Below are 22,020 nucleotides of genomic sequence, written 5' to 3'. Positions count from 1 at the left end.
CATGGGCTGGTATGTTGCGCGCCGAGTCGCCGTGATGGTGCCGGTTTTCCTGGGCGCGACACTGCTGATCTACGGCATGGTCTTTCTGCTGCCCGGTGACCCAGTTGCCGCGCTGGCGGGCGACCGTCCGTTGACTCCCGCGGTGGCCGCGCAGCTGCGTTCGCATTACCACCTCGACGATCCGTTCCTCGTGCAATACTTGCGCTATCTGGGCGGAATTCTGCACGGTGACTTGGGTCGTGCGTATTCTGGGCTGCCGGTCAGTGCCGTTCTGGCGCATGCGTTTCCGGTCACCATCAGGCTGGCCTTGATCGCCCTGGCGGTGGAGGCAGTGCTCGGAATCGGATTCGGCGTGATCGCCGGCCTACGTCAGGGTGGAATCTTCGATTCCGCGGTGCTGGTTACCGGACTTGTCATTATTGCGATCCCCATCTTCGTGCTGGGCTTTCTGGCGCAGTTCTTATTCGGGGTCCAGCTCGAAATCGCGCCGGTCACGGTGGGCGAACGGGCGAGCGTCGGCCGCCTGCTGCTACCCGGGATCGTGCTGGGCGCCATGTCATTCGCCTACGTGGTGCGATTGACCCGCTCGGCGGTGGCGGCCAACGCACACGCTGACTATGTCCGCACCGCCACCGCCAAGGGGTTGTCGCGGCCCCGGGTGGTGACGGTGCACATTCTGCGCAATTCGCTGATTCCGGTGGTGACCTTCCTGGGCGCGGATCTGGGCGCGCTGATGGGCGGAGCGATTGTGACCGAAGGAATCTTCAACATCCACGGCGTCGGGGGCGTGCTGTATCAAGCGGTCACGCGTCAGGAGACGCCGACGGTGGTGTCGATCGTGACGGTGCTGGTGCTGATCTACCTGATCACCAATCTGTTGGTGGATCTGCTGTATGCGGCCCTGGACCCGCGGATCCGCTATGGCTGAGCACACGGGGTTCTGGCTCGATGCCTGGCGCGGGTTGCGCCGGCGTCCTAAATTCGTGATCGCCGCGGCGCTGATCCTGCTGATTCTTGTCGTGGCGGCGTTTCCGTCGTTGTTTACCGCAGCCGATCCCACCTATGCCGATCCCAGCCAAAGCATGCTTGCGCCATCGGCCGCGCACTGGTTCGGCACCGACCTGCAGGGCCACGACATCTATTCGCGCACGGTGTATGGTGCGCGGGCTTCGGTCACGGTCGGGTTGGGGGCAACGCTGGCCGTGTTCGTCGTGGGCGGGGCGTTAGGCGCATTGGCCGGTTTTTACGGGAGCTGGATCGATGCGGTGGTTTCGCGGGTCACCGATGTGTTTCTCGGCTTGCCGTTGCTGTTGGCCGCCATCGTGCTCATGCAAGTCATGCATCACCGCACGGTGTGGACGGTGATCGCCATCTTGGCATTGTTCGGCTGGCCGCAAGTGGCCAGGATCGCGCGCGGTGCGGTGCTCGAGGTGCGTGCCAGCGATTACGTCCTTGCAGCTAAGGCATTGGGGTTGAATAGGTTTCAGATTCTGCTTCGGCACGCGCTGCCCAACGCCGTGGGCCCGGTGATCGCGGTGGCTACCGTCGCTCTGGGGATCTTCATCGTCACCGAGGCCACGCTGTCCTACCTCGGGGTCGGATTGCCGACGTCGGTGGTGTCCTGGGGTGGCGACATCAATGTCGCGCAGACCCGGCTACGGTCGGGCTCGCCAATTTTGTTCTATCCTGCGGGCGCGCTGGCGATTACGGTGCTGGCGTTCATGATGATGGGCGACGCTTTGCGCGACGCGCTGGATCCGGCTTCGCGGGCATGGCGGGCATGAGCGTCCCAGCAGCGCCGCTGTTGTCGGTGGAGGGCCTGGAAGTTACGTTCGGCACCGATGCTCCCGCCGTGTGTGGGGTGGATCTGGCCGTCCGGAGCGGTCAAACCGTCGCCGTGGTGGGTGAGTCCGGGTCGGGCAAATCCACGACGGCCGCGGCGATTCTTGGGTTGCTTCCGGCTGGTGGACGGATCACCGCTGGACGCGTTGTGTTCGACGGGCGCGACATCACCGGGGCCGATGCCAAGCGGCTACGGTCGATAAGGGGACGGGAGATCGGCTATGTTCCCCAGGATCCGATGACCAACCTCAATCCGGTTTGGAAGGTCGGCTTTCAGGTCACAGAAGCGTTGCGGGCCAATACCGACGGTCGCGCAGCACGACGACGGGCGGTGGAGCTACTCGCTGAGGCGGGCCTGCCGGATCCGGCGAAGCAAGCCGGACGCTACCCGCATCAGCTGTCCGGCGGCATGTGCCAGCGGGCGTTGATTGCGATCGGCTTGGCGGGCAGGCCGCGGCTGCTGATCGCCGATGAGCCGACGTCCGCGTTGGATGTCACCGTGCAGCGGCAGGTGCTCGATCATCTTCAGGGACTCACCGACGAACTAGGCACCGCGCTGCTACTGATCACCCACGATCTGGCGTTGGCCGCGCAGCGGGCCGAGGCTGTCGTCGTCGTCCGTCGTGGAGTGGTGGTGGAATCCGGTGCGGCGCAGTCAATCCTGCAAAGCCCTCAGCACGAGTACACCCGGCGCCTGGTGGCCGCGGCTCCATCGCTGACGGCGCGCAGCAGACGTCCGCCGGAATCCCGGTCACGGGCAACCACGCAGGCCGGCGACATTCTCGTCGTCTCGGAGCTGACCAAGATTTACCGGGAGTCCCGCGGCGCACCGTGGCGGCGGGTGGAGTCTCGCGCCGTCGACGGAGTGTCATTCCGGCTACCGCGGGCGAGCACCCTGGCAATCGTCGGCGAATCCGGGTCAGGCAAGTCGACGCTAGCGCGGATGGTGCTTGGGCTGCTCCAACCTACCTCGGGCACGGTCGTTTTCGACGGCACCTACGACGTCGGCGCGCTGGCCCGGGACCAGGTGCTGGCCTTTCGCCGCCGGGTCCAGCCGGTGTTCCAAAACCCATACAGCAGCCTGGATCCCATGTACTCGGTGTTTCGCGCCATCGAGGAACCGTTACGCGTCCATCACGTCGGTGACCGCCGGCAGCGGCAAAGGGCGGTGCGTGAGCTGGTCGATCAGGTGGCGCTGCCGTCGTCGATACTGGGCCGGCGGCCCCGTGAGCTGTCGGGTGGTCAGCGGCAGCGGGTAGCGATCGCGCGTGCGCTGGCGCTGCGCCCGGAGGTATTGGTGTGCGACGAAGCGGTGTCGGCGCTCGACGTATTGGTGCAGGCACAGATCCTGGATCTGCTGGCCGATCTGCAGGCCGACCTGGGTTTGACGTATTTGTTCATCAGCCATGATCTGGCGGTGATCCGGCAGATTGCCGACGACGTCCTGGTCATGCGGGCCGGCCGGGTGGTGGAGCACGCCTCTACCGAGGAGGTGTTCAGCCGGCCCCGCCACGAGTACACCCGCCAGTTGCTTCAGGCCATTCCCGGTGCCCCCTCAGCTCCCCGAAAGGTTGGCAACCTGTGACGGTCGACCCGCTGGCTCCGCTAATGGAGCTCCCGGGCGTTGCTGCGGCCAGCGACCGGGTGCGCGACGCGCTGAGCCGCGTGCACCGGCACCGGGCCAACCTGCGGGGCTGGCCGGTGGCCGCCGCCGAGGCCTCGTTGCGGGCGGCGCGGGCCTCCTCGGTGCTCGACGGTGGTCCTGCGCGGCTGCACGACGCGGGGGCGCCCACCTCGGGCAAGCCGGCGCTCAGCGATCCGGTGTTCGCGGGAGCGCTTCGGGTGGGGCAGGCGCTGGAAGGCGGCGCGGGTCCGGTGGTCGGGGTGTGGCGGCGGGCACCGTTGCAGGCGCTGGCCCGCCTACACATGCTGGCGGCCGCCGACCAGGTCGATGACGATCGGCTTGGGCGTCCGCGGTCCGATGCCGACGTTGGCCCGCGTTTGGAGTTGCTCGCGGATGTGGTAACCCACCCCACCCTGGCATCGGCGCCGGTGGTTGCTGCGGTCGCACACGGGGAGCTCTTGACGCTGAGGCCGTTTGGCTGTGCCGACGGTGTGGTGGCCCGCGCGGTGTCGCGGCTGGTGACAATCGCCACCGGACTGGATCCGCACGGGCTGGGTGTTCCCGAAGTGATTTGGATGCGCCAACCCGCCGAATACCACGACGCTGCCCGCAGGTTCGCCGGGGGCACACCTGATGGGGTGGCGGGCTGGCTGTTGCTGTGTTGCGGCGCGATGCTCGACGGCGCGCGGGAGGCTTTGTCGATTGCCGAGTCGTTGTCACCTGGATGAGTAGTTCCTAAACTCCGCGCCGAGGGTGCGCCGGCTGCGCCGAACGTGCATTGGTGGCGGGGACACGCCCCGCCGGGTGGAGCCGCCGTGGTTGCACGTTCGGCGTGTCTGGTTGCTCAAACAGCCCGGCTACCCCGAGCGGGTCACGGCTGCGGCACTTCGCCGCTGTGATCTGGCACAGCCGCGAGACAGCCCGGCCAAACGGTCACTGAATTACGCGCCTAGATAGCCGAGCGGCTAACCGGCAGGCCTCGAATGGCCGTAATACTTGATCCAGAAAACAAAAAGCGGGCGGCGACCCGAAGAACTCGAATCGCCGCCCACCAACACGGTTCTCGGTTACCAAGCGTGCACTCCTGGGGTTGCGTGGGTGGCCTCGGCGATCTTGCGACGCTTCTAGCTGTAGCCCCACCCAAAGGGCCGTCGATGCCATCTGCTGTTCGCAATTACGCAGACCCGCAACACTTCTGCCGTTATCGTGGCTATGACTCCGCGTGGGTGCCGGGAACCATGCTGGGCGCCCGGGTCGGGAGACCGAACCTTCTCTTCTGGATCGAGCCTTGGCCTCACCGGGCTTCCGTGGTTCCTTTGTACTACTAGACCTTTAACACAGCAAGGCCCAATTCTGCGAAAGTTACGAAGCGGCTTTGGATTGCGTGGGCTAGACGTTTGCTGCCCGCCCGCTCGGGCGCGATCCGGCGGCCTGCTTCGTGGCCCCGTTCCTCCTCGGGCCACTGTGTGGCCCGCATCGTCGCTAGGGCTGAAACGCGAAGCGGCGTAGTAGCGCGTAGGTGACCGCGCCGGCGGCTAGGGCGCTGATACCCACCGCCGCAGTCGTGGCGATCGCCGCGGCTGACGGTGCCGGGATCCGGTCGCGCAGCGACACCGGCCGAGAGAACGACAACACGGGCCAACCGCGCACGCTGGCTTCCTTTCGTAAGCCGCGATCAGGGTTGACCACCGAGGCATGCCCAACCGCCTCAAGCATCGGCAGATCGGTGATCGAGTCGGAGTACGCGTAGCAGTGTTCCAGCGGGTAGCCCTCACTGGCAGCCAGCTCACGGATGGCTTGCGCCTTACCTTCGCCGTAGCAGTAGAACGCGACCTCGCCTGTGTACTTGCCGTCCTCGACGATCATCCGGGTCGCCATCGCATGGGTCGCGCCCAGCGCGCGGGCGATCGGGCCGACGATCTCCTCGCCCGAAGCCGAGACCACCACGACGTCGCGGCCGCACAGCTTGTGGGCGGCGATGAGGTCCGCGGCCTCGGCGAACACCAGTGGGGTCACGATGTCGTGCAGGGTTTCGTTGACTATCGACCGCACCTGGGCTACGTCCCAACCGGCGCACATGTTGGTCAGGTGGGTGCGCATCCGGTCCATCTGGTCATGGTCAGCACCGGACAGCAGAAAGATGAACTGCGCGTAGCTGGACTTCAGCACGGCGCGGCGGTTGAGCAGTCCCTGAGCGAAGAAAGGTTTGCTGAACGCCAGTGTGCTGGACTTGGCAATGATGGTCTTGTCCAGGTCGAAAAAGGCCGCGGTGCGGGCTCGCGGAGCGGTGCCTCCCGGTGTTTGCGGTGGGGTTTGCCGCTGGGCGGGCGAGTCGGAGACGGTCACCGACCCAGCATAGGTCGGCAGTTGGACCGGCCGGCGACCTTGTTCCCGAACAGGTCAATTGACTACCGATGTTGTCGAGAAGTCAAGAGCATTTACACGGCTCAAGCTGTGCTTTCCATTGCGTCCGGTACTTGCGTGACTGCGCACTGTCATGTGTATAGTAAGCATTACTCGGCCATAGCCGAGGGTGTATCAGTCCGACCCCCCGGGGCTGATGCACGACGACCCTCGCCTCCTCCCCCCCTGGCGGGGGTCGTCCCTTTTGGCAGCCACGCAAACGTCGTCAGCCCGGTGCTTAGCCCAGCTTTCTGGGCGTTGCGGGAATCGTGTTGCCCGGACCCCCTCAGGGGCGTTTGTGCACAGTTGCACGTCTGTCCCCAATTGCGCCTTTGGGACTGGTGTCCCACACCATGGACCCCGCACGGTGGGTGGGTGACAGTCTTCTCAGGCCCTGGTGGCCCGTCTGGTAGCCACCCGGTGGGCTCGGGCGTGTTGGCGATGCTGACCGATCCGGGGTTGCGCGACGAGCTGGACCGAGTCGCCGCAGCCGTCGGGGTTCGCGTTGTTCATCTCGGCGGCCGCCATCCGGTGAGCAGAAAGACGTGGTCGGCGGCGGCGGCTGTGGTGCTCGACCACGCGGCGGCGGACCGGTGTGGGCGGCTCGCGCTACCCCGGCGCACCCACGTCAGCGTGTTGACCGGAACCGAAGCCGCGACGGCGACCTGGGCGGCTGCCATAACCGTCGGGGCCCAGCACGTGCTGAGGATGCCCGAGCAGGAGGGTGAACTGGTCCGCGAGCTCGCCGAAGCTGCTGAATCGGCACGCGATGACGGGATCTGCGGGGCGGTGGTCGCGGTCATCGGGGGTCGCGGTGGCGCTGGGGCATCGTTGTTTGCGGTTGCCCTGGCGCAGGCCGCCGCTGATGCGCTGTTGGTCGATCTCGATCCGTGGGCCGGCGGCATCGATCTTCTGGTGGGCGGCGAAACCGCCCCCGGTCTGCGTTGGCCCGACCTGGCGCTACAGGGTGGACGGCTGAATTGGTCGGCGGTGCGTGCGGCATTGCCGCGACCGCGGGGGATCAGCGTGCTCTCGGGAACTCGGCGCGGCTACGAGTTAGACGCCGGGCCGGTGGACGCCGTGATCGACGCCGGCCGACGTGGGGGAGTCACCGTGGTCTGCGATCTTCCACGTCGTCTGACCGATGCCACCCAAGCAGCGCTGGATGCCGCCGATCTCGTCGTCCTGGTCAGCCCATGCGATGTGCGGGCATGTGCGGCCGCCGCGACGATGGCGCCTGTGCTGACCGCGATCAACCCCAACCTGGGTCTGGTGGTGCGGGGGCCCTCCCCGGGGGGATTGCGGGCGGCAGAGGTCGCGGACGTCGCCGGGGTGCCGCTACTGGCATCCATGAGGGCCCAGCCGCGGCTAGCCGAACAGCTGGAACACGGGGGTCTTCGACTGCGACGGCGATCGGTGCTGGCATCGGCTGCCCGACGGGTACTTGGTGTGCTGCCACGTGCTGGGTCAGGGCGACACGGTAGGGCGGCATGACCGGCTCCCTGATCGAACGCGTCCGCGAACGGCTGGCATCCGAATCCGGCCCGCTGCGGCCCAGTGTGGTGGCCGCCGCGATCCGGGCCGAGTCCGGGGGGATGCTCGGCGACACCGAAGTGCTGGCGAATCTTCGTGTGCTGCAGACAGAACTGACCGGCGCTGGCATCCTCGAACCGCTGCTATCCGCAGACGGCACCACCGACGTTCTGGTCACCGCGCCCGACTCGGTGTGGGTGGACGACGGAAACGGATTGCGACGCAGCCAGATTCGGTTTGCTGACGAGTCAGCGGTGCGAAGGTTGGCACAACGGCTGGCTTTGGCGGCCGGCCGTCGGCTCGACGACGCGCAACCCTGGGTGGACGGTCAACTAACCGGGATCGGCGTCGGAGGGTTCGCGGTGCGGCTGCATGCGGTGTTGCCGCCCGTGGCGACCCAGGGCACTTGCTTGTCGTTGCGGGTGTTGCGTCCCGCGACTCAGGATCTGGCCGCGTTGGCTGCGGCGGGCGCGATCGACCCCGCGGCCGCCGCGCTGGTCGCCGACATCGTCACCGCCCGGCTGGCATTCCTCGTGTGCGGCGGAACCGGTGCCGGGAAGACAACGTTGCTGGCAGCGATGTTGGGCGCCGTGTCGCCCGATGAGCGGACCGTGTGCGTCGAGGATGCCGCCGAGCTGGCCCCTCGGCATCCACATCTGGTCAAGCTGGTTGCGCGGCGTGCGAACGTCGAAGGAATCGGTGAGGTAACCGTGCGTCAACTCGTCCGACAGGCGCTGCGGATGCGGCCCGACCGCATCGTGGTCGGTGAGGTTAGGGGAGCCGAGGTGGTGGATCTGTTGGCGGCGCTCAATACCGGTCACGAGGGCGGCGCGGGCACCGTACACGCCAACAACCCGGGTGAGGTCCCTGCACGCATGGAAGCGTTGGGGGCGCTCGGCGGCCTTGACCGCGCTGCTCTGCACAGCCAGCTCGCCGCGGCAGTCCAAGTCCTGCTGCACGTCGCGCGCGATCGGGCAGGCCGTCGCCGGCTCGCCGAGATCGCCGTGCTGCGCCAAGCTGAAGGGCGGGTCCAGGCGGTGACGGTGTGGCACGCGGACCGTGGGATGAGTGACGACGCGGCCGCCCTGCACGATTTGCTGAGAAGCCGGGCATCGGCATGAGCGGTATAGCGTCCGCTGCCCTGATTTTGTCGCTTGCGCTCGTGGTGTTGCCCGGGTCGCCGCGGTGCCGCCTTACTCCAGACGACACCGGCCGGCGGGTGCTTCTGGTCGGCGCCCGGCGGGTTGCCTGGGGTGTTGGCTGTGTCGCGGTTGGTGTGGCAGCCTTGCTACCGTTACCGACCGTTGTGGCTGTCGCGGTGCTGGGCGCAACACTCGGCCTGCGCTACCGCCGGCGTCGCCGCTACCTGCGCCGCAGCCGCGAGGGGCAGGCGCTGGAGGCCGCGCTTGAGCTGGTGGTGGGTGAACTGCGCGCGGGCGCCCATCCAGTCCGCGCATTCAGCATCGCGGCCGACGAGACCGGCGGCCCGGTTGCCGTTGCCTTGCGCGCGGTCGCGGCGCGGGCACGATTGGGTGCCGACGTCACGGCTGGCCTGCTCGCTGCGGCCCGATCCTCGGCGCTGCCCGCGTACTGGGAGCGGCTCGCGGTCTGCTGGCAACTGGGCAGTGATCACGGCTTGGCGATAGCCAGTTTGATGCGTGCCGCCCAACGTGATGTCGCTGAGCGGCAACGGTTCTCCGCGCGGGTGTCAGCGGGGATGGCCGGTGCCCGGGCCAGTGCGGCCATATTGGCAATCCTGCCGCTGCTCGGGGTGCTGCTTGGTCAACTGATCGGCGCCCGGCCGCTGAGCTTTCTGCTGACGGGACGCGTGGGCGGATGGCTGCTGGTGGTCGGGCTGACACTGGCTTGCGCCGGGCTGCTGTGGTCGGACCGGATCACCGATCGGCCAGTGTTGTGAGTGCGGCGGCGGTGTTGCTGGCCATGGCGTTGTGGCTCGGTGCCGGCCCGTCGGTGGTACGGGCGCGAGCCGGGAGGCCGCCCCGCGCGCATCGGCCACACCAGGGGCTGCTGCTAGGGCGGACGGATGTCGCGGACCCGCTAGCCGTCGCAGCCAGCCTTGACGTGCTGGCCGTGTGTCTGGCTGCGGGGATGGCGGTGTCGACGGCCGCGGCCGCCACCGCTGCGGTCGCGCCGCCGCGGCTGGCGCGCGTGTTGCGCCGGGCCGCCGACCTGCTGGCATTGGGTGCCGACCCCAACATCGCCTGGTCGAGGCCGCCGGATTTGCCGCCGGGCACCCACGATGCGCAGACCGATGCGGTACTGCGGTTGGCACGGCGTTCGGCGGCTTCGGGCGCGGCGCTCGCCGATGGCATTGTCGAACTGGCCGTCCAGGTTCGGCACGACGCCGCACAGGCGGCCGCGGCGGCCGCCGAGCGGGCCGGTGTGCTGATCGCCGGCCCGCTGGGACTGTGCTTCTTACCGGCGTTTCTGTGTGTGGGCATTGTCCCGCTAGTAGTCGGGCTGGCCGGTGATGTCTTGCAGTTTGGCCTGGTATGAGAAAGGAATATGTTGGTGATCACCATGTTTCGTGTACTCGTGGCGCGGATGACGGCGCTGGCGGTCGACGAGTCGGGCATGTCCACCGTGGAATACGCCATCGGTACCATCGCGGCGGCTGCCTTCGGTGCGATCCTCTACACGGTCGTCACCGGGGATTCCATTGTGTCGGCGCTCAACCGCATCATCGGTCGCGCGCTCAGCACCAAGGTTTAGCGTCGTGTGCGGGTGCGAGCACCGTGGAGGCGGCGTTGGCGATCGCCACCCTGGTGCTGGTGCTGGTGCTGTGCCTGGCGGGCGTCACCGCGGTATCAATGCAGGTGCGCTGTATCGACGCGGCCCGCGAGGCCGCTCGATTGGCCGCGCGCGGTGACGTACGCTCGGCGACCAACGTCGCCCGCAGCATCGCCCCGCGTGCGGCGCTGGTCCAGGTGCACCGGGACGGCGAGTTTGTGGTCGCCACTGTCACAGCACACTCAAACCTGTTGCCTACGTTGGACATTGCTGCTAGGGCAATTTCGGTGGCCGAGCCGGGGTGACCGCGGCTCGGCCACCGTGCTTGCCGTCGCGATGGTCGCGGTGCTGCTGTGCGTCACCGGTGCGGGTGCATATCTAGGGTCGGCGGTGGTGGCTCGTCACCGCGCACAGGCGGCGGCTGATCTGGCTTCGTTAGCCGCTGCCGCCCGGCTGCCGTCCGGACTGGCGGCGGCCTGCGCGCGTGCGACGCTGGTGGCCCGTGCGATGCGCGTCGAGCACGCGCAGTGCAGGGTGGTGGACCTCGACGTGGTCGTCACCGTCGAGGTGGCTGTCGCGTTCGCGGGTGTGGCGACCGCCACCGCGCGGGCGGGGCCGGCCAAGGTGCCCACGACACCGGGTTGACGACGATCTAGTTCTATCGGCAAGCGAAGCTATCGGCAAGCGAAGCTAGTGGTGGGCTAGCGGGGAGAACCAACTACGGCCAGCGACCTGCGGGTGGTAGTCCCGGAAGCAAGGCGCGGCCCCGCCACGCGGCTACGTCAACCCGGTCATGCCGTCCTGGCCGAGCAGCAGGCCGCCGGTGCCGCCGGCGCCGACGTTGCCCGCGGGCGTGCCAACTCCGGCGTTACCACCGTTGCCGCCGTCGCCGAACAGCCCGGCGACACCGCCCGCCCCACCGTTGCCACCGGGCGTTGTGCCGTCCTCGCCGGCGCCGCCGGCGCCGCCGGCGCCGCCGTCGCCGAACAGCCCGGCGTTGCCGCCGTCCCCGCCGGCACCGCCGGTGCCGCCGGCACCGCGGAATCCGCCCAGCCCGCCGGCGCCGCCGGCGCCGCCGGCGCCGAATAGCAGGCCGCCGGCACCACCGGTCCCCCCGTGTCCGGCGGTGTCACTACCGCCCGACCCGCCGGCGCCGCCGGCGCCGCCGGCGACGCCCAAACCGAGGCTTAACCCGCCGTTGCCGCCGGCCCCGGCGGTACCGAACAGCAGCCCGCCGGCCCCGCCGTTCCCGCCCGCCCCGGCCGCACCGGCCGTCGCGCTGCCGCCGGCTCCGCCGGCTCCGCCGTTGCCGAACAGCCCGGCGGCCCCGCCGTTGCCACCCGCCATGCCGGCCGCTCCGGACCCGCCGGCCCCCCCGGACCCGAACAAAATCCCGCCATCGCCGCCGTTTGCCCCAGTCCCCGGGGCCCCATTGGCGCCATTGCCCACCAACGGACGCCCCAACAGCGCCTGAGTGGGCGCATTCAGCAAATCGAGCGCGCTCTGCAGCGGCGAGACGCTGGCGGCCTCGGCGGCCGCATAGGCGCCCCCACCTGTGGCCAAGGCCTGCACGAACCGCTCATGGAACGCCGCCGCCCGCGCACTGAGTGCCTGATAGGTCTGGCCGTGCATTCCGAATAGGCCGCTATCGCCGCCGACACTTCGTCGGCGCCGGCGGTCAGCAACGCCGTTGTCGAGCCCGCAGCGGCCGTGTTGGCGGCGCCGATCGTCGAGCCGAGAGTAGCCAAATCCGTGGCCGCCGCCACCAGCGCCTCCGGCGCCGCGATCACATATGACATCGGACACCTCCGACCACCGCGCGATGCCGATCGAAGGGCCGCCCGGTCACCGGCGGACAATCTGCTGGAGCGCAGCTTATCGCTATCCGGGAAGCATGTGCGTGGGTTTCCCAAAAGTCCTCGCTGCCTTTCGCCCGCACGCGGGCGACCTGGTGTTCCTCGGGGATCGGCGGCGATTGGAGGATGTCCGAAACACCATGGCGCTGAGGTGGCGGCCCGGTGCGCATCAGGCGCGCTGACCCGATCTTGAAAGTGCCCGACGGCTACGCCGATTCGGCGGTGGCCAGAGGCCGGCCGCATCGCGGCACCTGCGATGTCCGTGCGCGTGTACCAGGACTGGCGAATTCATCCTCGCTACCGGCACCTCATACTCAAACCTGTTGCTTACGTTGGACATTGCGACCAGGGTGTGGTCGACGTCCCGGGGAACCCGACCTCCTAGCAGGCCCGGGGCCTTGCGGCGACTGTCTGAACGGGCAATCGTCACCACCCTGCTGATGCCGGCGCCACTGGATGTCGACGACGAGATCGGCGGGGTCGTCCGACGGGCGTTGCCGATTCCCTACGTCGGCGGCTCGCGCATTCAGCCCAGTTCAGTTCAGAGCGCATAGGATTCATCGACGCAATCTGACCGACAGCGTGGGCGTAGGCCGCTCAGCGAGCGCGCAGTCCGGATCACCGTCAAACCGTTCACGACAAGCAACGGTAGCATGCGGCCGTCGGTCATTATTACAGGTTCGGTGCGGATGACGCGATCGTGCTTGGGAGTGATGCTGGTCAGGCTTTGGCCGGTCTGCAGCGTCTCGGCGATAGCTGTGCGGACCGCCGCCAAATAGGGACTGCGACGCAGGAACGTGGTGATCGGGACGAGCTTCTTCAGCTCACGCCCCCGTGCTACCACGGCCGGTTCGTCCCCCAGCGTCTCCACGAGCAGCCAGTCGTGGGTCATGCGAGCAGTCTACGGACGCGGTGCGCCGTTGACTCGGTGGGGTACCGGTGGTCGCCGAGGGAATTCCCTTGCAGGACAGCGCATGCGTGTGGTATCGCTAGGCCAACCCGCCCGAACCGTCGTTGCCTTCGTGCCAGCGGCCGGCCTCCGAGGCAGATCAGACCCGAGGTGGTGCCATGACCACCGGCGTTGCCATACCGGGTGGTAGCGGACCACTCAGCATCCGCAACTTGCTATGCGGCGGTGACGTGCATGGGAATGCCCTGGGTAGGTGGTCGATGTTGGCCTTACCGGAGCTGCCGGCGTGTTGCCTGGTGATTTGCCTATCGCACACGGCGACAGGTCGTTTCCTGCTGCGGATGTCGGGAGCGCGCACGGATGAACCGGGTGTGAAACGCCGCGGCCTGCGCGCTGGCGGCCTGATAGGCCTGGCCGTGGGCGGAAAACAGGGCTGCGATCGCCGCCGACACCTCGTCGTGGGCCGCGGCCACGATACCCGTCGTCTGGGCCGCCGCGGCCGCAGTGGCCGCGCCTAACGTCGAGCCCAGGACCACGAGGTCCGTTGCTGCCGAGTCCAACGCCTCCGGCGCCGCGATCACAAACGACACGTGTCACCTCCCGCCCGGATCTTCGGCCGGCGCCCACGACCACTACGTGATAGGCCGAAGACACTGATGTCAAGTGCATCACATCGGCTAAGACGACGACCCCGCTTTGCCCGACAACGCCGGAACGCTGGGCTGCTCACGGTGATTCCTCACTTAACTCGGCGAGCACCAGCCGCAGCACCCGCACCGCGCCCGCCTTGTCTAACGGGTCGTTGCCATTGCCGCACTTGGGGGATTGCACACACGATGGACACCCACTGGGGCATTCGCAGGCTTCGATGGCCTCCGCGGTGGCGCCCAGCCAGGTGCGGGCCCGGCGAAAGCCGCGTTCGGCGAATCCGGCTCCACCCGGATAGCCGTCGTAGACAAAGACACTGGGCAGCCCCTCGGGCCCGGTCGCTGTGGACATGCCGCCGATATCGCCGCGGTCGCAGCTGGCCACCAGCGGCAGCAGCCCGATGGCCGCGTGTTCGGCGGCGTGCAACGACCCGGGAATCCGTGTGGCCTCAATACCGCTGCGGACCAATGCATCCGAAGTGATTGTGTACATGACCGCGGTTGTGGGCAAGGTGTGTTCCGGCATGTCCAGCTCCACGAAGTCCAGCACCTCCCCGGACAGCTGGCGGCGCAGGTAGCCGACGACGTGATTGGTGACAGTCACCGGCACCAAACCCAAAGCAACGGGCCCGAAGACCAACCGCTCGCCGGTGCCGGTGACCGCGATGTCGGTGACCTCTCGCGCGAACGTGGCATAGCCGGGATCCTCGGCGTGCACGAAGGCGATTCCGTCCTGGAAATCCAGCGAGTCAACGACGTAGGTCTCGCCCTGGTGCAGGTACACCGCGCCTGGGTGCGCTGCGGCCGGGGCCTGACCGACGCCCACGCTGCCCAAGAGCCGCCCGGTTCCGGCCTCCACGATGACGATCTGGCCACCGATAGCCCCCCGGACATCCACGGCGGCATGCGGTTTCACCCCGGGCGCCGGAAAGTACCTGCCGTTCCGGCGCCGCAACAGCCCGTCGTCAACCAGACTCTCCGCCACCTCAACGGCGCCCCAGGACCGGACCTCGGCGTCGTCTAAAGGCAGTTCTGTTGCTGCACAAAGCAATTGGGGACCCAGCAGGTGCGGGTTAACCGGATCGATCACCACGCGCTCGACCGGTTTGTCCAACAATGCTGCGGGATGGTGGACCAAATACGTGTCCAGCGGATCGTCACGGGCAATCAACACCACCAGCGCGCCCTGGCCGCGCCGGCCCGACCGGCCCGCCTGCTGCCAGAACGAGGCCACCGTCCCGGGAAAACCAGCCAGCACCACCGCATCCAGTCCGGCGATATCAACGCCCAACTCCAAAGCGTTGGTGGTAGCCAGCCCGCGCAGCTGGCCCTCGGCCAGGGCCTGGTGCAGCGCGCTACGGTCCTCGGCAAGATAACCGGCCCGATACGACGCCACCGTGTCCGACAGTTCCGGGGCAATGTCGACCAGTCGCGCCCGGGCACCCAGTGCAGTCAGTTCCGCCGCGCGCCGCGATCGGACGAACGTCAAGGTCTGCGCTCCCTCGACGATCAGGTCGGCCATCACCCGGGCCGCCTCGGCACCGGCGGAGCGTCGCACCGGGGCGCCGTGCTCGCCGATCACATCCGACCGCAGCGCGGGCTCCCACAATGCCACCGTGCGAGCCCCCCGGGGTGAGCCGTCCTCGGTGACCTCCACGACCGGCTGGCCGATCAGGTCGGCAGCCGTCGCGCCCGGCGAGGCCGTTGTCGCGCTGGCGAAGATCACCGTCGGGTGCGCAGAGTAGCGCGCGCACAGCCGTAGTAAACGGCGCAGTACCATCGCCACATTCGAGCCGAAAACACCACGGTAGTAATGGCATTCGTCGACGATCACAAAGCGGAGATTCCGCAACAGCACAGCCCAGCGCGCATGGTTTCGAAGCACCGATAGGTGTGTCATCTCCGGGTTGGAGAACAGCCACCGGGAGCGCTCGCGGGCAAAGCGGCGCACCTCGTCGGGACTGTCGCCGTCATAGGCCGTCGGCGCGACGTCAGCCAGCCGTGGCACCGCGGCCGCCAGCGCATGTGCGGCGCGCAACTGGTCGTGGCCGAGCGCCTTCGTCGGCGACAGATACAGCGCACGCGCCCGGGAGTCGGTTGCCAGCGCGTTGAGCACGGGAAGTTGATAGGCCAACGACTTTCCAGACGCCGGGCCGGTGCCTATCACCACGTGGCGGCCGGCGTACGCCAACTCGGCGGCCTCAGCCTGGTGTGACCACGGCGAGCTGATGCCGCGGTCGGCAAACGCATCCACCACGTCGGGCTCGGCCCACTCCGGCCAACCGCGCGGCCGGCCGGCCTGCGGTGGCAGCTCGGCGACGTGGCGCAGCGGACGCTCGCCCGGCGGGGTCCCGGCGACCGCTGCGGCCAGCAGGTGGCTGCCGAAACTCGCCATTTGCGGACCCTTCGTAGCTCCGTCCACACCCAGAGGCTGTTGCCGACGCGATGAACATGATTGACTGATTGGCGGTCGCAGCTTCTGTGTTCGTGTCAAACTTTCGCAGGATCGACGTTGCGGCCGCGGTTCCTGCGAGGTTATCGGTCGGGTGAAGTTCCGGCGACTCGGCGAGGTATGGCGGCCGCAGCTGGCCCGGGGCACCGAAAGGCGGTGCACCGCACCCAGAAGAAAAGGAAAGATCGAGAAATGCCACAGGGAACTGTGAAGTGGTTCAACGCGGAGAAGGGGTTCGGCTTTATCGCCCCCGAAGACGGTTCCGCGGATGTATTTGTCCACTACACGGAGATCCAGGGAACGGGCTTCCGCACCCTTGAAGAAAACCAGAAGGTCGAGTTCGAGATCGGCCACAGCCCTAAGGGCCCCCAGGCCACCGGAGTCCGCTCGCTCTGAGTTACCCCCGCGAGCAGACGCAAAAAGCCCCCAAAACGGTTCCGTTTTGGGGGCTTTACGTCTGCTCGCCACATGGCGCGCTGCCGCCGCGCCGGATGCCTAAAGCCAGCGACCCGCTCGCTGGCTTACTGTCGGTGAGGTGAGCCAGCTTTCCTTCTTCGCCGCGGAGTCAGTACCTCCCGCGGTCGCGGATCTTTCCGGGGTGCTGGCGGGCCCGGGCCAGATCGTGCTGGTTGGTTGCGGCGCTCGGCTGTCGGTAGTCGTCGCCGAGTCCTGGCGCGCATCGGCCCTGGCCGAGATGATCCAGGAGGCTGGTTTGGTACCCGAGGTCGCCCGTACCGACGAAAACACCCCGCTGGTGCGGACGGCCGTCGACCCGCTGTTGTGCGGCATCGCCGCCGAGTGGACGCGCGGTGCGGTCAAGACCGTGCCCCCGCGATGGCTGCCCGGGCCGCGCGAGCTGAGGGCTTGGACTCTGGCGGCAGGCAGCCCGGAGGCCGACCGCTATTTGCTGGGCCTGGATCCACACGCGCCGGACACCCATTCTCCGCTGGCGTCGGCGCTGATGAGGGTCGGGATTGCGCCCACCCTGATCGGTACCCGGGGGACCCGACCAGCGCTGCGGATTAGCGGGCGACGCAGGTTATCGCGCCTGGTGGAGAACGTGGGGGAACCCCCAGACGGGGCCGAGGCATGGGTACAGTGGCCTCGGACCTAGCTCGGCGACGATGCGGTCCCGCTGGGGTCCGCTGAGGAGCCGGGCAGTCGGACCTAGCTCGGCGACGATGCGGTCCCGCTGGGGTCCGCTGAGGAGCCGGGCAGTCGGACCTAGTTCGGCGACGATGCGGATCTCCGAGCGTCCTGAGCGGCCCGTTTGAGCCTTTGGTGTGGGTAATCTGTTTGCAGCCGGTTTGCGCAGGCCCGCCCTAGAGTGCGAGATTGTCAGTTGCCCACAGGCGAGGGAACGCCGGCGTACCGGAATTCACCTGGGATTCGGCAGTCGGCCGCGTCCTCTACCTACCGGGGCGGTCTCGATAGGGGCCGGGATAAGAGATGGAGCGTGGGCGCAGTTGGCTGACCCGAAAACGAAGGGCCGTGGCAGCGGCGGCAATGGCAGCGGCCGGCGACTGGTCATCGTCGAGTCGCCCACCAAGGCGCGCAAGCTGGCCTCCTACCTGGGCTCTGGCTACATCGTCGAGTCCTCCCGGGGGCACATCCGTGACTTGCCGCGGGCCGCGTCGGATGTACCCGCAAAGTACAAGTCGCAGCCGTGGGCGCGGCTCGGGGTCAACGTCGACGCCGACTTCGAACCGCTCTACATCATCAGCCCGGAGAAACGGAGCACCGTCAGCGAGCTCAGGGGCCTGCTCAAAGACGTGGACGAGCTGTATCTGGCCACGGATGGGGACCGTGAGGGCGAAGCTATTGCCTGGCATCTGCTGGAAACCCTCAAACCGCGCATACCGGTAAAGCGGATGGTCTTCCACGAGATCACCGAACCGGCGATCCGCGCCGCCGCCGAGCACCCCCGCGACCTAGACATCGACCTGGTCGACGCGCAGGAGACCCGGCGCATCCTGGACCGGCTGTACGGCTACGAAGTCAGCCCAGTGCTGTGGAAGAAGGTCGCCCCCAAGTTGTCGGCGGGCCGGGTGCAGTCGGTGGCCACCCGCATCATCGTGGCGCGCGAACGCGACCGCATGGCGTTCCGCAGCGCGGCCTACTGGGACATCCTTGCCAAGCTGGATGCCAGCGTGTCCGACCCGGACGCCGCGCCGCCCACCTTCAGCGCCCGGCTGACGGCCGTGGCTGGCCGGCGGGTGGCCACTGGCCGCGATTTCGACTCGCTGGGCACGCTGCGCAAAGGCGACGAAGTCATTGTGCTCGACGAGGGGAGCGCGACCGCGTTGGCCGCGGGCCTGGATGGCACGCAGCTGACCGTGGCCTCGGCCGAGGAGAAGCCCTACGCCCGGCGCCCGTACCCGCCGTTCATGACCTCCACGCTGCAGCAAGAGGCCAGCCGCAAGCTGCGGTTCTCCGCCGAGTGGACGATGAGCATCGCCCAGCGGCTGTACGAAAACGGCTACATCACCTATATGCGTACCGACTCCACCACGCTGTCGGAGTCGGCGATCAACGCCGCACGTACCCAGGCGCGCCAGCTCTACGGCGACGAGTACGTCGCGCCGGCGCCGCGCCAATACACCCGCAAGGTGAAGAACGCCCAGGAAGCGCACGAGGCTATCCGGCCCGCCGGTGAAACGTTTGCCACCCCGGACGCGGTGCGTCGCGAACTCGACGGTCCCAACATTGATGATTTCCGGCTCTATGAGCTGATTTGGCAACGCACCGTAGCCTCGCAGATGGCCGATGCGCGGGGCATGACGCTGAGCCTGCGGATCACTGGCATGTCGGGGCACCAGGAGGTGGTGTTCTCCGCGACCGGACGCACCTTGACGTTCCCGGGCTTCCTCAAGGCCTACGTGGAGACCGTGGACGAGCTGGTCGGCGGCGAGGCTGACGATGCCGAGCGGCGACTGCCCCATCTGACCCCGGGTCAACGGTTGGACATCGTCGAGTTGACCCCAGACGGCCATGCCACCAACCCGCCGGCCCGCTACACCGAGGCGTCGCTGGTCAAAGCGCTCGAGGAGCTGGGCATCGGCCGCCCGTCGACCTACTCGTCGATCATCAAGACCATCCAGGATCGCGGCTACGTGCACAAGAAGGGCAGTGCACTGGTGCCGTCATGGGTGGCGTTCGCGGTAACCGGTCTGCTCGAGCAGCATTTCGGTCGGCTCGTCGACTACGACTTCACCGCGGCGATGGAAGACGAGCTCGACGAGATCGCCGCCGGCAACGAGCGCCGCACCAACTGGCTCAACAACTTCTACTTTGGTGGCGATCACGGTGTGCCCGATTCGGTAGCCCGATCGGGTGGCCTCAAGAAGCTTGTCGGGATCAATCTCGAGGGCATCGACGCACGAGAAGTAAACTCTATCAAGCTTTTTGACGACACCCACGGACGCCCCATATATGTTCGGGTGGGCAAGAACGGTCCCTACCTGGAACGTTTGGTGGCCGGCGACACCGGTGAGCCCACGCCGCAGCGGGCCAACCTCAGCGAGTCGATTACCCCGGACGAGCTGACTCTACAGGTGGCCGAAGAGCTCTTTGCCACACCGCAACAGGGACGGACTTTGGGCTTGGACCCAGAAACCGGCCACGAGATCGTGGCCAGGGAAGGCCGGTTTGGGCCGTATGTGACCGAGATCCTGCCGGAGCCTGCGGCTGATGCGGCCGCGGCCGCTCAGGGAGTCAAGAAACGCCAGAAGGCCGCCGGGCCCAAACCGCGCACCGGTTCGTTGCTGCGGAGCATGGACCTACAGACGGTCACCCTCGAAGACGCGCTGAGGCTGCTGTCACTGCCGCGCGTGGTCGGAGTGGACCCCGCCTCGGGTGAGGAGATCACCGCGCAGAACGGGCGCTACGGACCGTATCTAAAGCGCGGCAACGATTCTCGATCACTGGTCACCGAAGACCAGATATTCACCATCACGCTCGACGAAGCCCTGAAGATCTACGCAGAGCCGAAACGTCGTGGCCGGCAAAGCGCTTCGGCTCCGCCGCTGCGCGAGCTGGGAACAGATCCGGCGTCGGGCAAGCCAATGGTCATCAAGGACGGCCGATTCGGGCCGTACGTCACCGACGGTGAGACCAATGCCAGCCTGCGTAAGGGCGACGACGTGGCTTCCATAACCGACGAGCGCGCCGCCGAGCTGTTGGCCGATCGCCGAGCCCGGGGTCCGGCAAAACGGCCAGCCAGGAAAGCTGCCCGGAAGGTGCCGGCGAAGAAGGCAGCCAAGCGCGACTAGCCGCGTACTTCGCTGGAAACCTCTTCGGGTGCAGCCAGATTCATTGGCCTGGCTAGTTGGGTGGGTGCAGCACGTCCGCGGAGCTCAACCACCTCGCCAACATCCCAACACAATGCTTCGGCGTCCAGGGCGCCACTGACCGCGATCGCCGACGCCAGAACGTGGCCATCCTCGAGTTTGGCCAGTTCGGTGAGCCGGGCGGCCTCGTTGACCGGGTCGCCGATGACGGTGTACTCGAAGCGGGCTTGAGCGCCGATGTGGCCGGCGATGGCCCTTCCGGCCGACACGCCGATGCCGAACTCCGCGGAACCCAGCACTGGGATGAGTTCGTCGTGGAGCTCACGTGCTGCCGATAGCGCGGCACCAGCACCGTCGGGGTGTTCGATGGGTGCACCGAAGATGGCCAGCGCGGCGTCGCCTTGGAACTTGTTGACGAACCCACCGTGCCGGGCGACGGTTTCGACCACCACCCGGAAGAACTCGTTGAGCAGCTGGACCACCTCGGCGGGCGGTCGTGTCGCGGCCAGTTGCGTGGAGCCGACCAGATCCACGAACAGCACCGCGACGTCGCGTTCCTGACCGCCCAACTCGGTGCCGCGCTCCAGGGCCCGCCGGGCCACGTCTTCGCCGACGTAGCGACCGAACAAGTCACGCAACCGCTGCCGCTCGGACAGCTCGCGGACCATGTCGTTGAAGCCGGCTTGTAGCAGGCCCAGTTCGCTGGCGTCGTAAATCTGCATGTGGGCGTTGTAGTTGCCGCGCTGCACCTCGCTTAGCGCCCAGCGCAACTGGCGTAACGGGTCGGCGATCGACATGGCCACCAACAGGGTGCTGACGGATCCGATGCCCAGCGCGGCCAGTGCCATCATCAGGATGGGATTGAACAGCGCCTCTGGTGTGGCGTGCAGCAAGGCAATCTTGTCCGCCGCTACGGCCAGCACGATCGCCAGGAGTGGTACGCCGGTGGACGGAATCCACGCCAGCATCAGTCGCAGTATGACGCCGGGTGCGTTGACGTTTTCCGGCACACCGCTGCGCAGCGCCGCGACGGCCACCGGCCGTAACACCCGTTCAGACTGCAGGTAGCCGATGCTGGCGGTGGCGGTGGCACCCAGCGCGGTGGCCACCGCCACGACGGGGGCCGCATGCTTGGCCACCGACCAGCTGGCGAGGATGAACACCCCGCCGCCGGTAGCCCAGACCGCCAGGCTGATCAGAGTGCGGTACAACGGCATGCGCAATGCGCGGCTGCGGGCCAGCTCGGTGGCGGCCGGATCAGGCTCGGTGAGCAGGTTGTCGCGGCGCTGCCATCGAAAGACCGGCATCAGCAGCTTCAGGTTCACCACGGCCCCGGCGAGGAACAAGATGATTACCGTGCTGACGAAGATCAGTAGGTTGACCGGTGGCAGATCCTGCAGTTGGATATTGTCCTGAGGCGGCAGGCCGTAGCGCAGGAATCCGAGCACGAACAATGCGCCGATGATGTCGGACTGCAGCATGCTCAGCGAGAACAGCGGCCACGGAGTGCGCACTACCCACCGGACGAATGCATGGATCCGTCTGGGTAGCGCCGCCGTGGTTGCCATTAGCCCACCGTATCGGGCGGCGGGGACTTGCCGGAAACCGACGAACGCCTCGGCATCCATCCAAATGGCGACGAAAGATCACGGAATTGTCGCGAAACGAACGCTGATCGGTATCTGTCGGCGCGGATAGCTACTGTTGCCGATG

Annotated in this window: 19 protein-coding genes and 3 pseudogenes; 15 read left to right on the top strand and 7 right to left on the bottom strand. The window is 67.6% G+C overall.

Annotation, left to right across the window (positions count from 1 at the left end; all coding sequences use genetic code 11):
* Nucleotide 1: 1 nt before the first annotated feature.
* Genes FF952_RS19280 through FF952_RS19265 form a run of 4 tightly spaced genes read left to right on the top strand, consistent with a single transcriptional unit; the run spans nucleotide 2 to nucleotide 4,194 of the window.
* Nucleotides 2–928, top strand: a complete 927-nt coding sequence (locus tag FF952_RS19280; protein WP_003419701.1) for an ABC transporter permease — start codon at nucleotides 2–4, stop codon at nucleotides 926–928.
* A complete protein-coding gene (locus tag FF952_RS19275) occupies nucleotides 921–1,784 on the top strand; it encodes an ABC transporter permease (RefSeq protein WP_003899628.1) in 864 nt (287 codons plus the stop codon). The genes FF952_RS19280 and FF952_RS19275 overlap by 8 nt, the downstream gene beginning before the upstream one ends.
* On the top strand, nucleotides 1,781–3,427 hold the full coding sequence (locus FF952_RS19270; RefSeq protein WP_003900733.1) for a dipeptide ABC transporter ATP-binding protein: 1,647 nt from the start codon (nucleotides 1,781–1,783) through the stop codon (nucleotides 3,425–3,427). The genes FF952_RS19275 and FF952_RS19270 overlap by 4 nt, the downstream gene beginning before the upstream one ends.
* A complete protein-coding gene (locus tag FF952_RS19265) occupies nucleotides 3,424–4,194 on the top strand; it encodes a Fic family protein (protein ID WP_003899626.1) in 771 nt (256 codons plus the stop codon). The genes FF952_RS19270 and FF952_RS19265 overlap by 4 nt, the downstream gene beginning before the upstream one ends.
* A 754-nt stretch (nucleotides 4,195–4,948) precedes the next feature.
* Here FF952_RS19265 and FF952_RS19260 read toward each other — a convergent pair.
* Nucleotides 4,949–5,812, bottom strand: coding sequence for an HAD-IB family hydrolase (locus tag FF952_RS19260; protein ID WP_003419689.1), 864 nt, complete (start codon nucleotides 5,810–5,812; stop codon nucleotides 4,949–4,951).
* 498 nt (nucleotides 5,813–6,310) lie between these two features.
* On the opposite strand from FF952_RS19260, the gene ssd reads away from it, so the two are divergent.
* The 7 genes and pseudogenes from ssd (at nucleotide 6,311) to FF952_RS19225 (ending at nucleotide 10,798) form a co-directional block, all read left to right on the top strand.
* Nucleotides 6,311–7,363: a septum site-determining protein Ssd gene (ssd, locus tag FF952_RS19255; protein ID WP_003900732.1), complete on the top strand. Its 1,053-nt coding sequence runs from the start codon at nucleotides 6,311–6,313 to the stop codon at nucleotides 7,361–7,363.
* On the top strand, nucleotides 7,360–8,523 hold the full coding sequence (locus FF952_RS19250; protein WP_031656901.1) for a TadA family conjugal transfer-associated ATPase: 1,164 nt from the start codon (nucleotides 7,360–7,362) through the stop codon (nucleotides 8,521–8,523). The genes ssd and FF952_RS19250 overlap by 4 nt, the downstream gene beginning before the upstream one ends.
* Nucleotides 8,520–9,320, top strand: coding sequence for a type II secretion system F family protein (locus FF952_RS19245; protein WP_003419679.1), 801 nt, complete (start codon nucleotides 8,520–8,522; stop codon nucleotides 9,318–9,320). Before FF952_RS19250 ends, FF952_RS19245 begins: the two co-directional genes overlap by 4 nt.
* On the top strand, nucleotides 9,317–9,919 hold the full coding sequence (locus tag FF952_RS19240; protein WP_003899622.1) for a type II secretion system F family protein: 603 nt from the start codon (nucleotides 9,317–9,319) through the stop codon (nucleotides 9,917–9,919). Before FF952_RS19245 ends, FF952_RS19240 begins: the two co-directional genes overlap by 4 nt.
* Before the next feature lie 9 nt (nucleotides 9,920–9,928).
* On the top strand, nucleotides 9,929–10,135 hold the full coding sequence (locus FF952_RS19235) for a DUF4244 domain-containing protein (protein WP_003419673.1): 207 nt from the start codon (nucleotides 9,929–9,931) through the stop codon (nucleotides 10,133–10,135).
* Between the two features lie 23 nt (nucleotides 10,136–10,158).
* A pseudogene (locus FF952_RS19230) lies at nucleotides 10,159–10,535 on the top strand (apoptosis inhibitor).
* Nucleotides 10,490–10,798, top strand: a complete 309-nt coding sequence (locus FF952_RS19225; RefSeq protein ID WP_012054375.1) for an Rv3654c family TadE-like protein — start codon at nucleotides 10,490–10,492, stop codon at nucleotides 10,796–10,798. The pseudogene FF952_RS19230 and the gene FF952_RS19225 overlap by 46 nt, the downstream one beginning before the upstream one ends.
* A gap of 132 nt (nucleotides 10,799–10,930) precedes the next feature.
* Here FF952_RS19225 and FF952_RS19220 read toward each other — a convergent pair whose 3' ends face one another.
* Both FF952_RS19220 and FF952_RS19215 read right to left on the bottom strand, forming a co-directional pair.
* Entirely contained in the window at nucleotides 10,931–11,644 is a 714-nt protein-coding gene (locus tag FF952_RS19220) for a PGRS repeat-containing protein (protein ID WP_010950921.1), read from the bottom strand.
* Nucleotides 11,645–11,734: 90 nt separating this feature from the next.
* Nucleotides 11,735–11,952 (bottom strand): annotated as a pseudogene (locus FF952_RS19215) (PE family protein); the annotation flags it as partial.
* A 455-nt stretch (nucleotides 11,953–12,407) separates the two neighbouring features.
* Between FF952_RS19215 and FF952_RS19210 the strand changes: the two are divergent.
* Nucleotides 12,408–12,563: a hypothetical protein gene (locus FF952_RS19210; protein WP_003917826.1), complete on the top strand. Its 156-nt coding sequence runs from the start codon at nucleotides 12,408–12,410 to the stop codon at nucleotides 12,561–12,563.
* A gap of 68 nt (nucleotides 12,564–12,631) precedes the next feature.
* On the opposite strand, the pseudogene FF952_RS19205 reads toward FF952_RS19210, so the two are convergent.
* The 3 genes and pseudogenes from FF952_RS19205 to FF952_RS19195 form a co-directional block, all read right to left on the bottom strand.
* Nucleotides 12,632–12,901, bottom strand: a pseudogene (locus tag FF952_RS19205) (GAF domain-containing protein); the annotation flags it as partial.
* Between the two features lie 323 nt (nucleotides 12,902–13,224).
* A complete protein-coding gene (locus tag FF952_RS19200) occupies nucleotides 13,225–13,509 on the bottom strand; it encodes a PE family protein (RefSeq protein WP_003419654.1) in 285 nt (94 codons plus the stop codon).
* Nucleotides 13,510–13,645: 136 nt separating this feature from the next.
* On the bottom strand, nucleotides 13,646–15,961 hold the full coding sequence (locus FF952_RS19195) for a DEAD/DEAH box helicase (RefSeq protein WP_003419652.1): 2,316 nt from the start codon (nucleotides 15,959–15,961) through the stop codon (nucleotides 13,646–13,648).
* A 249-nt stretch (nucleotides 15,962–16,210) separates the two neighbouring features.
* Between FF952_RS19195 and cspA the strand changes: the two genes are divergently transcribed.
* The 3 genes from cspA (at nucleotide 16,211) to topA (ending at nucleotide 20,289) form a co-directional block, all read left to right on the top strand.
* Nucleotides 16,211–16,414: a cold shock protein CspA gene (gene cspA / locus FF952_RS19190; RefSeq protein ID WP_003419650.1), complete on the top strand. Its 204-nt coding sequence runs from the start codon at nucleotides 16,211–16,213 to the stop codon at nucleotides 16,412–16,414.
* A 139-nt stretch (nucleotides 16,415–16,553) separates the two neighbouring features.
* Entirely contained in the window at nucleotides 16,554–17,132 is a 579-nt protein-coding gene (locus FF952_RS19185; protein ID WP_003419642.1) for a hypothetical protein, read from the top strand.
* A 352-nt stretch (nucleotides 17,133–17,484) separates the two neighbouring features.
* Entirely contained in the window at nucleotides 17,485–20,289 is a 2,805-nt protein-coding gene (gene topA / locus FF952_RS19180) for a type I DNA topoisomerase (RefSeq protein WP_031656896.1), read from the top strand.
* Here topA and FF952_RS19175 read toward each other — a convergent pair.
* Nucleotides 20,286–21,935 (bottom strand): adenylate/guanylate cyclase domain-containing protein, encoded by a 1,650-nt coding sequence (locus FF952_RS19175; protein WP_003905120.1) that lies wholly within the window; start codon nucleotides 21,933–21,935, stop codon nucleotides 20,286–20,288. The genes topA and FF952_RS19175 overlap by 4 nt on opposite strands.
* Between the last annotated feature and the right edge of the window lie 85 nt (nucleotides 21,936–22,020).

This window comes from Mycobacterium tuberculosis complex sp. N0072, from assembly GCF_030323725.1.
Taxonomy (GTDB): Bacteria; Actinomycetota; Actinomycetes; order Mycobacteriales; family Mycobacteriaceae; genus Mycobacterium; species Mycobacterium tuberculosis.
This window is presented reverse-complemented; position numbering and strand designations above follow the sequence as displayed.